This window comes from Actinomadura darangshiensis, from assembly GCF_004349235.1.
GTDB classification, from domain to species: domain Bacteria; phylum Actinomycetota; class Actinomycetes; order Streptosporangiales; family Streptosporangiaceae; genus Spirillospora; species Spirillospora darangshiensis.
In genome coordinates, this window is sequence record NZ_SMKY01000326.1 from 1 (window position 1) to 9,220 (window position 9,220).

Sequence of the window (9,220 nt, forward strand, 5' to 3'; positions counted from 1 at the left end):
ACGGTCGGCTGGTTCACCTCCATCTACCCTCTCGCCCTCACCACCCCCGACCTCGACGACCCCACCCAACTCATCTCCTCGGTCAAGGAACACCTGCGCGGCGTCCCCCGACGCGGCATCGGCTACGGCCTCCTGCGCCACATCACCCCCGAACCCGCCACCACCGAAAACGGCGAACAACTCCGCGCATTACGCGGACTGCCAACGCCACAGGTGCTCTTCAACTACATGGGTTCCGCTCAAGCCGCCGCGTCCGGCAGTGACCTGATCGCCAGGACGTTGCCCGGCGCCCTGGCCGCTCCTCGCAATGGCGATGAGACGGGCCGGACGCGTTCGCATCTGCTGCAGATCGAGGCGTTCCAAGCCGATGGCGGACAGCTCGTCTTCGAGTGGTACTACAGCGCCAACGTGCATGACGCCGGGACCGTCCAAGGTCTGGCGGACGACTACATCACCGCGTTGCACCAGCTGATCGAACACTGCCTGACGCCTGAAGCGGGAAGCCTCACGCCGTCCGATCTGCCGCTGGCGCGTGCCGATCAGAAAATGCTGGACCGGCTCAAGGCCCTCGTGCCGCGGATGGCGGACGCTTATCCGTTGGCTCCTGTCCAGCAGGGCATGCTTTTCCACACCTTGCAGGCTCCGGCCGGCACGGGTGTGTATTGGGCGCAGGGCTTGTACGAGTTCACCGGTGACATGGACACCGCCGTCCTTCAACAGGCATGGCAATTCGTCGTGGACCGGCACCCGGCGCTCCGCAGCGGATTCGTTTGGGAGGACGTCCCGGAGCCACTGCAAGTGGTGCAGGAACGAGTGACGGTGCCGTTCGAAGCGCTCGACTGGTCGGCGTCGGACGACGGAGAGCAGCGGAAGCGTCGCGCCGAACTGCTGCGAGAGGACCGGGAATCAGGGTTCGACCTCGCGGCACCGCCGTTGCTGCGGGTCTATGTGATCGACCGTGGCGCCGGCCGCTGGTGGATGGTCTGGGGGCTGTTCCAGGGCTTGTGCGACGGATGGAGCCTGCCGATCGTCCTGGACGAGGTCCAGTCGACGTATGAGTGTTTGCTGCGCGGTGACCGTCCGGCGCTGGGCCCCGTGCGGCCTTACCGGGATTTCATTGAGTGGCTGGGTGCGCAGGATCAGGATGCGGCCCGCGAGTTCTGGCAGAGGCATCTGGCCGGTTTCGAGGCGGCGACGCCACTGCCGGCCGATCGGGTGGCGCGCGGCCATTGGGAGCACGAGCGGCGCCGGACGGAGCTGTCGCAGGAGGTCACGCGGGGGCTTCAGCAGGTTGCGCGTCGCGCACGGGTGACGCTGAGCACGGTTTTCCAGGCGGGCTGGGCGCTGCTGCTGAGCCGATTCAGTGCCCAGCGCGACGTGGTGTTCGGGCTCACCGTGTCCGGCCGTCCGCCGCAGCTGTCCGGTATGGAGTCGATGGTGGGGCTGTTCATCAACACCCTGCCGTTGCGCACCGATGTGCGGTCGGATGAGTCGTTCGTTGATTGGCTGCGACGCCTTCAGGACGCGCAGCTGGAGATGCAGCGGTTCGATTACACCCCGCTCACCGAGATCCAGAAGGCGTCCGAGGTCACCGCCGGCACACCGCTGTTCGACAGCATCCTGGTGTTCAGGAACTACCCGGAGAGCGCGGACTCGGAGGACGCCGTCCTCAAGGGAGAGCTGACGGAATCCGTCGAACGAGGCGGCTACCCGCTGATGCTCGTCGTGGACACCGCCGACCGATTGAAACTGGAGATCCCGTTCTCCGCCACCGCGTTCGACGGGTCGACGGTGGACGGCCTCCTTGAGCATCTGGAACTGATGCTGAAGGCGGTCGCGGAAGACCCGGAGGTTTCGGTCGGCGATATCCCGCTGATGTCGGACGCGCGGCGTGGCGCGGTGAGCGGTCTCGCCGAGGTCGGCGAGCCGATCGCCGGTTCGGTCGTGGAGCGGTTCGAGGAGCGGGTGCGGCAGTCGCCCGACGCGGTGGCGGCCGTATGCGGGGACGAGCAGCTCTCGTATCGGGAGTTGGATGAGCGTGCGAGCCGTTTAGCGAGCTTGCTGCGGGAACGCGGTGCGGGCCCGGGGCGGTTGGTGGCGGTGCTGCTTCCGCGGTCGGTGGATTTGATCGCGGCGATGGTGGGCGTATTGAAGACCGGTGCGGGCTACGTGCCGATGGATCCGGGCTATCCGGCTGAGCGGATCGAGTGGCTGCTGGCCGATGCGGCTCCCGTAGTGATCGTCGATCAGGACGTCATGCGCCAGGCATCCGATCACCCGGTCGCGGGCCCGACGCCGCGCGTGGATCCCGAGGAGACGGCGTATGTGATTTATACGTCGGGTTCGACGGGGCGTCCGAAGGGTGTGGCGATTCCGCATGCGAATGTGCTGCGGTTGTTCTCCCGGACGGACAAGTGGTTCGAGTACGGGCCGGACGATGTGTGGACGATGTTCCATTCGGCGTCGTTCGATTTCTCGGTGTGGGAGATCTGGGGTCCGCTGCTGCACGGTGGCCGTGTGGTCGTGGTTCCGTTCGAGGTGTCGCGGTCTCCGGAGCGGTTCGCCCGGCTCCTTCGTGACGAGGGTGTGACGGTGCTGTCGCAGACCCCGTCCGCGTTCTACCAGCTCACCGCCGCCCACGACGACGATCCCGGCCTGGCGGACGGGCTGGCGCTGCGGTGGGTGGTGTTCGGCGGCGAGGCCCTGGACGTCGCGCGGGTGGCCGGTTGGCAGGCCGCGCACCCCCAGGTCGGCCTGATCAACATGTACGGGATCACCGAGACCACGGTGCATGTCACCTACCTTCCGGTCGATGAGGCGATCACGGCGCGTGGTTGGCGGGCGTCGCCGATCGGTGAGCCGATCGATGATCTGACGGTGCTGGTGCTGGACGAGCAGCTGCGTCCGGTGGGTCCGGGGATGCCGGGTGAGATGTATGTCGGTGGCGGGGGTGTGGCGCGCGGGTATGTGAACCGTCCCGCGTTGACCGCCGAGCGGTTCGTGGCCGACCCGTTCCATCCTGGTCGGCGTCTGTACCGCACGGGTGATCGGGCGCGTCGCCGCCCCGACGGGCGCCTGGAGTATCTGGGCCGGGTGGACGAGCAGGTCAAGATCCGCGGGTTCCGGATCGAGCCCGGGGAGATCCAGGCCGTCCTGACCGACCACCCTGCTGTCCGCGACGCGGTGGTGATGGCCCGCGAGGACGGCCCCGGCGGCAAACGCCTCGTCGCCTACCTCGTTCCGAGCGCGACGGAGCCCATCGATGTGGCGGCCGTCCGCGAGTTCGCCGGCTCCCGTCTCCCGAGGTTCATGGTTCCGGCCGCCTTCGTCGTCCTGGACGACGGGCTGCCACTGACGGCGAACGGCAAGGTCGATCGCCGTGCGCTGCCGGCCCCCGACGGGGTGGCGGAGGTCGCGACCGAGTTCGTCGCGCCGCGCACCGACACTGAACGGGCGCTGGCGGAGATCTGGCAGCAGGTCCTCGGCCTGGAACGCGTCGGAGCCGAGGACAACTTCTTCGAGCTCGGCGGCGACTCCATCCTCAGCCTGCAGATCGTTGCCCGTGCCCGCGCGGCCGGGCTGCGCGTCGAGATCGCCGACGTGTTCGCCCGCCAGACCGTCGCCGCACTCGCCGCCGTCACCCGACAGGACGACACACCCCGGACGGCCGCCCAGCAGGGATCGATCAGCGGCGCCGTCCCCCTCACCCCGATCCAGCACTGGTTCCTCTCCAGGGACATCGGCGAGCGCGACCAGTGGAACTGGTCCGGGATGTTCGAGCTGGTCACCGGCCTGGACTCCGAGGCGCTGGCGCGCGCGTTCGATGCGCTGGTCGCCCACCATGACGCGCTGCGGATGCGGCTGGCGTTCGACCCCGCGCAGAACCGGTGGGAGCAGCACAACGCCGAGACCGAGCGGCACGAGATCTTCAGCACCTTCGACGTGTCCGGCCTGCACGGCGAAGCCTTGGACGAGGCCGTCACCGCCCGGATGACCCAGGCCCAGACCTCGATCGACCTCGCCGGCGGTCCGCTGATCCGCGCCGTCCTGTTCGACCGCGGCGCCGAGCCGCCCTGGCTCGGCATCACCGTCCACCACCTCGTCATGGACGCCGTCTCCTGGAATGTGCTTCTCGAAGACCTGGGCACCGTTTACCAGGGCGGCGACCTGGGGGAGAAGACCACCTCGTTCAAGGACTGGGCAGAACGGCTGGAGGTGCTGGCCGGCGCGTCCTCGACGTTGGCGGAGTTACCCGAATGGCGTGACCGCCTGGAGCGGCAGCGTCCGCTGCCGGTGGACCTGGACGGCCCCAACACCGAGGATTCGACGCAGTCGGTCCGGGTGGAGCTGGACGCCGAGAACACCTCGGCGCTGCTGACACGTGCGCATCGCCCCTACCGCACGCAGATCAACGACCTGCTGCTGGCGGGTCTGCTGCGAGCGATGAGCAGGTGGAGCGGTGACCAGACGGTCGGCATCGACCTGGAGAGCCACGGCCGCGAAGCGCTCGGCGAGGACATCGACCTCTCGCGCACGGTCGGCTGGTTCACCTCCATCTATCCCGTCGCCCTCACCGCCCCCGATCTCGACGACCCGGCGCAGTTGATCACCTCGGTGAAGGAGCACCTGCGGGGCATCCCCCGGCGCGGCATCGGCTACGGCCTCCTGCGCCGCATGACCCCCGAACCCGCCGGCCCGCACGACCAGAAGCAGTTGCGCGAGATGCGCAAGCTGCCCGCCCCCGGGCTCCTGTTCAACTACCTCGGGACCGGCGCCACCGCCGAGGCCGCGGGCGGCCTGGTGACGGGGCGTCCGGCCGACGAGCTCGCCGGGCCCGCCATCGGGCCCGAGGTCGGGCGGAAACGCTCGCACCTGCTGCGCATCGAGGCGTTGCAGACCGGCGACGGTCGGCTGGCGGTCGAATGGTTCTACAGCGCCAACGTGCATCGCGCCGGCACCGTCCAGCAGCTGGCCGACGACTACATCACCGCGTTGCGCGAGCTGATCGAGCACTGCCTGTCCCCGGGCGCCGGCCGTCGCACCCCGTCCGACTTCCCGCTCGCGGCACTGGACCAGAACACACTCGACGCGCTCATCCGAGGCGGAGGAAAGATCCAGAATGGCTGACCAGATCCAGGACGTGTACCCGCTGGCGCCGGTGCAGCAGGGCATGCTGCTCCACGTCCTGCAAGCCCCCGCCGACGTCGAGGTCTACTGGGCCCAGGGACTCTACGAGTTCACCGGAGGTCTGAACGTCGAGGCGTTACGCCGGGCGTGGCAGTTCGTCGTGGACCGGCATCCCGCGCTGCGCACGGGATTCGTGTGGGAGGGCGTCCCGGAGCCGCTGCAGGTCGTCCACGCGAACGTGACGGTGCCGTTCGAGGTGCACGACTGGTCCGGCCTCGGCGAGGACGAGCGGCAGCGGCGGCTGGACGAGCTGACGGAGACCGACCGCGGGCTGGGCTTCGACCTGACCGCGCCGCCGCTCATGCGGCTGTACGTGATGAACCGGGGCGGCGGCCGATGGTGGATGCTGTGGAGCTTCCACCACATCTGCCTGGACGGGTGGAGCCTCCCGATCGTTCTGGACGAGCTCCAGGAGGCGTACGAGCACCACCTCCGCGGTGAACGTCCGAGCATGCCGCCGGCGCGCCCCTACCGGGACTTCATCCAGTGGCTCGCGGGCCAGGACGTGGAGAAGGCGAAGGGCTTCTGGCACGAGTACCTGGCCGGGATCGAGGCGCCGACGCCGCTGCCGGCCGACCGGGCCGCCGCCGACCACTGGGCGCAGGACCGGCGCCGCACCGAGCTGCCGGAGGACGTCACCCGGGGACTGTTCGAGCTGGCGCGCCGCGCCCGGGTGACGCTGAGCACGGTCGTCCAGGCGGGCTGGGCGCTGCTGCTGAGCCGCTACAGCGGTCAGAGCGACGTGGTGTTCGGACTCACGGTCTCGGGCCGCCCCGCACAGCTGCCGGGGATGGAGTCGATGGTGGGGATGTTCATCAACACCCTGCCGATGCGCACCGACGTCCGCTCCGGTGAGCCGTTCATCGAATGGCTGCGCCGTCTCCAGAGCATCCAGCTGGAGGCGCAGCGCTTCGACTACACCCCGCTCACCGAGATCCAGAAAGCGGCCCGGATCGCGCCCGGCACCCAGCTGTTCGACAGCGTCATGGTCGTCGGCAACTACCCCGAGGAGCAGGTCGCCGGCCGGGTCGACCCCGAGCAGGAGCAGGAATCCGGGGAACTGACCGGCCTCGACTCCACCGAGCAGAGCAACTATCCGCTGATGCTCGTCGTCGACCTGGAAACCCGCCTGCGGCTGGAAGTGGAGTTCTCGACGGCCGCCTTCGACGCGGCGACGGTCGAGCGGCTGCTGGAGCAGTTGAAGGTGCTGTTCGGGGCGGTCGCGGCCGATCCCGAGGTGGAGGTCGGCCGGGTGCCGTTGCAGTCGGCCGACGAGGGCCGCCGGCTGCTGCGGTTGGGTGACGCGGGCGACGCCGCGGACGCCGAACTCGTGTCGATGGTCGAACGCGTGCGGTTGTGGGCGGAGAAGTCTCCGGGCGCGGATGCGGTGGTGTGCGGGTCCGATCGATTGACGTTCGCTGAGTTGTGGGAGCGGTCGGGTCGGCTGGCCGGGGTGCTGGCCGGGCAAGGTGTGCGTGCTGAGGTCGGCGTTGGTGTGGCGTTGGGCCGGTCGGTGGATCTGGTGGTGGCGTTCGTCGGGGTGTTGCGGGCGGGTGGCGTGTACGTGCCGCTGCCTGCGGGATACCCGGCCGAGCGGCTGAGCCTGATGGCCGCCGATGGCGGTGTCGAGGTGGTCATCACCGATGGCACACGTCCAGACGCCGCCGCTGTCGGACGTTCGGTGGTGCAGATCGATCGGCTGCCCGAGTCGGCCGCTGTGGACGCGGTCGTCGATTTCGACGGTGCCGCCTATGTGGCGTTCACGTCGGGGTCGACGGGTGTGCCCAAGGGCGTGCTGGTGTCGCATCGGGGGCTGGCTGGTTATGCGGCTGCCTGGGAGGAGACCCTGGCCGGGCTGGACGACGAGCGTGGCCCGATGTTGTCGATGTCGGGTGTGGGTTTCGACGTTTCGGTGGGGGACCTGACGCGCGGTCTGTGCCTGGGCCGTGGTGTGGTGTTGGTCCCGGAGGCCGAGGGTGTGTCGGTCGAGACGCTGCATGAGGTGATCGCCCGCCACAAGGTCGGCATCGCGGAGATCGTCCCGGGTGTGCTGCTGCGTGAACTGGCGGCGTGGGCGCGCGAGGCCGGTGGTCTCGACAGCCTTCGCGTGGTGATCTCCGGTACCGATGTGTGGCGTTGGGACGCGCTGGTTGGTGCGGTGGGCACGGTCGCCCCGAACGCGGTGCCGGGCAACGTGTACGGGGTGACCGAGGCGGCGATCGACTCGCTGTTCATGCCCCTGACCGGTGACGGCGTGAGCGACGGCTTGGTTCCGGTGGGGCGTCCGCTGGCGGGCGTCCGGGCACTCGTGCTGGACGAGCGCATGCGGCCGAGCCCCGTTGGAGTGCCGGGTGAGTTGTTCATCGGTGGTGTCGGTGTCGCGCGCGGATATGTGAACCGTCCAGGGCTGACGGCCGAGCGGTTCGTGGCCGACCCGTTCCGACCGGGGGAGCGGCTGTACCGGACCGGGGACCGGGCCCGCTGGACCGCCGACGGATACGTCGACTTCCTCGGCCGGGTGGACGAGCAGGTCAAGATTCGGGGCTTCCGGATCGAGCCCGGTGAAGTCGAGGCTGTGCTGACCGATCACCCGACGGTCCGCGACGCGATCGTGGTCGCCCGAGACGACGGCCCCGGAGGAAAGCGCCTCGTCGCCTACCTGGTTCCGGCCGCGTCCGGAGCCGCCGAGATCGCTGCGATCCGCGAGTTCGCCGGTTCTCGCCTCCCGGCGTTCATGGTCCCGGCCGCCTTCGTGGTGCTGGACCAGGGGCTGCCGCTGACGGCGAACGGCAAGGTCGACCGCCGCGCACTCCCCGCCCCCGAAGCCGTGGCTGAGACGGCCGGGGAGTACGTGCCGCCGCGTACCGACACTGAGCGCGCTCTGGCGGAGATCTGGCAGCAGGTCCTCGGTGTCGAGCGTGTGGGCGTCGAGGACGACTTCTTCGAGCTGGGCGGCGACTCGATCCTGAGCCTGCAGATCGTCGCCCGAGCACGTTCCGCCGGGCTGCGCGTCGAGATCGCCGACGTCCTGACACGTCAGACGGTCGCCGCGCTCGCCTCGGTCACCAAGGACGCCGGCGAACCGACAGCCGTGGCCGAGCAAGGACGGGTCAGTGGCCCGGTGCCGCTCACCCCGATCGAGCACTGGTTCGTGGGTCAGGACATCGGTGACCGGGACCGCTGGAACTGGTCGGGCATGTTCGAGCTGGCCGCCGGCGTGGACCGCGAAGCACTGGCGAACGCGTTCAGCGTGCTGACGGCGCATCACGACGCGTTGCGGATGCGGCTGGCGTTCGATGCGGAGCGTCAGGAGTGGGCACAGCACAACGCCGAAACCGAACCGCACGACATCTTCACCACGTTCGATGTGTCGGGACTGCACGGCGAAGCGTTGGATGAAGCCGTCACGGGCCGGATGGACCAGGCCCAAGCGTCGCTCGATCTGGCTGGGGGGCCGCTGCTTCGGGCGGTGTTGTTCGAGCGGGGTGACCAGCCCGCGTGGTTGGGCATCACGGTTCATCACCTGGTCATGGACGGCGTCTCCTGGAACGTCCTGCTGGACGACCTCGACACCGCCTACCAGGACCAGGCACTCGGGCAGAAGACGACGTCTTTCCAGGTGTGGGCTGAGCACGTGCACGCTCTGGCCGACGAGCAGGCCACGTGGGCTGAGCTGCCCTACTGGCGCCACCAGTTGGAGCAGCAGCGTCCACTGCCAACAGACCTGGACGGCCCCAACACCGAAGACTCGACCCAGTCGGTCCGGGTGGAGTTGGACGCCGAGAGCACCTCGGCGCTGCTGACACGGGCGCACCGCGCCTACCGCACGCAGATCAACGACCTACTACTGGCCGGTCTCCTGCGCGCGGTCGGACAGTGGAGCGGGAACCAGTCGGTCGGCATCGACCTGGAAAGCCACGGCCGCGAAGCACTCGGCGGCGACATCGACCTTTCCCGCACGGTCGGCTGGTTCACCTCCATCTACCCCCTCGCCCTCACCACCCCCGACCTGTCTCTTATACGCATCTGACGC

General features: G+C 69.1%; 2 protein-coding genes. Both read left to right on the forward strand.

Going from position 1 to position 9,220, the window contains the following annotated elements:
• A partial coding sequence (locus E1293_RS39970) for a non-ribosomal peptide synthetase (RefSeq protein ID WP_132204186.1) occupies positions 1-5,127 on the forward strand: 5,127 nt, incomplete at its 5' end.
• The gene (locus E1293_RS39975; protein WP_132204188.1) at positions 5,120-9,217 is read left to right on the forward strand and encodes a non-ribosomal peptide synthetase; all 4,098 of its coding nucleotides are present in this window, start codon (positions 5,120-5,122) and stop codon (positions 9,215-9,217) included. The genes E1293_RS39970 and E1293_RS39975, both read left to right, overlap by 8 nt.
• Positions 9,218-9,220: the final 3 nt, after the last annotated feature.